At 58.2% G+C, this 1,375-nt stretch carries 2 protein-coding genes and 1 pseudogene; 1 reads left to right on the top strand and 2 read right to left on the bottom strand.

Features of this window, described 5'->3' with window-relative positions; all coding sequences use genetic code 11:
• Positions 1-662 precede the first annotated feature (662 nt).
• Complete coding sequence (locus tag PVW27_RS21665; RefSeq protein ID WP_443217147.1) at positions 663-1,100, top strand: DUF5681 domain-containing protein; 438 nt, start codon at positions 663-665, stop codon at positions 1,098-1,100.
• A 54-nt stretch (positions 1,101-1,154) separates the two neighbouring features.
• Here the strand turns inward: PVW27_RS21665 and PVW27_RS21660 are convergent, their stop codons facing one another.
• The gene (locus PVW27_RS21660; protein ID WP_432762110.1) at positions 1,155-1,253 is read right to left on the bottom strand and encodes a Rap1a/Tai family immunity protein; all 99 of its coding nucleotides are present in this window, start codon (positions 1,251-1,253) and stop codon (positions 1,155-1,157) included.
• Positions 1,254-1,265: 12 nt separating this feature from the next.
• Positions 1,266-1,375: pseudogene (locus tag PVW27_RS21490) on the bottom strand (IS5/IS1182 family transposase); the annotation flags it as partial.

Genomic DNA, 1,375 nt, shown 5'->3' with positions numbered 1-1,375 from the left:
GTCCGCATCGCCATCCTGAACGGCTACACCGCACTCGGCATACCCGTCACAGAGACCGTGGGATAAGTCTGTCCAGGGAAAGGGGAACTTCGGCGATCAGCCGATTTGTGCAACAGAGCCCTTTTTAATGCTATTAAACATTCTGTGCGCTTTCTGGCTAATTTTCTACGGCTAATTTCTCTATATGCGTGAGCAGATCAACTAAGACAAGGACTCATCGTAGGCAGCAGCGGATCAGAGGAGTGCAATCGACCTAGGTGTCACAGCTCACAACCGTTTCAACCGAGTTCCACACGAACGCCCTGAGGCGCATACAGTACTGCGCCACCTTGGGAGGAGCAGTTGGTTGAAATTGGGGCCACTTGGTGAAGTGCGACTCAAAAGACGCACAGCGAATTGTCTGGGGACGGGCGATGTGGTTTGACCTCCAGGCCAAGCTTGCTGAAATAACCGCGCAAACCCGGCACTGGTGGACGCGTCGCAAGTGTCGCAAGTGTCGCAAGCCCCTTCGGTGCGCGACCCTGCCCCAGTGTCGTGGTTGTGGCAGCACCCTTGCAGCCCGAACCCTCTCTGGCCGCATCCGAAGCCTTCCCCTATGGCACCGCCTGCGGCTTAGGGGTTTACCCCCGCACTTGGACGGGCCGCATCGTGTCGCGCAATGAATGGCAGCGGATGGCCAAATGGGAACAGCACGGGCCGAACGGGCGACGCGGGAACGGCACCACAAAGCAATGGGAACAAACAGAGGGGGGCGCGACATGACCCGAAAAAGCGGACGCAATACGGATGGCACATTCGGACCCGGCAACCCCGGCAAGCCGAAGGGCGCACGCCACAAGGCGACACAGGCGGCGCTAGCGCTTCTGGATGGCGAAGCCGAAGCCCTGACCCGGCAAGCGGTAACAATGGCGCTGGGCGGTGACACAACCGCCCTACGGCTTTGCCTAGAACGCATAGCACCGCCAAGGAAACCTGCCCACATCCATTGCTATAGGGCTTTACACGCCCAGCGCAACCGGGCCGGTGCTTGCCGCACTGATGCTACGGCCATTAGGCGGCGGGCCAGTGATGGGAATGAAGCGCGAACCCGGCGAGGATGAAGCATCATTCCGGGCGCGGTTTGAAAAGAGAACGACACAGTTTAAGCAGTCGCTCTAGTTGCAAGGAAAAGCTTCGCTTAAGGCGGACACAATGAGATGCCCCGCTGGCAGATGAAGTGATGCTGGATTATCCCTCAGATACTTCGCTATCACTAGGGTCAGGACTCATAGCCAATAGATAACGATCGCCGCAAGCGTGATGGCGGAGAGAAAGACCTTCGGGCAGCGATCATACCGTGTTGCGACCCGTCGCCAGTCTTTCAGTCTACCGAACA

It is taken from the genome of Seohaeicola sp. 4SK31, from assembly GCF_028802875.1.
GTDB lineage: Bacteria > Pseudomonadota > Alphaproteobacteria > Rhodobacterales > Rhodobacteraceae > Seohaeicola.
This window is presented reverse-complemented; position numbering and strand designations above follow the sequence as displayed.

Bases quoted from the DNA above. Each gene is read 5' to 3' on its own strand.
- PVW27_RS21665 (WP_443217147.1), top strand. From the start codon at position 663: ATGGCAGCGGATGGCCAAATGGGAACAGCACGGGCCGAACGGGCGACG.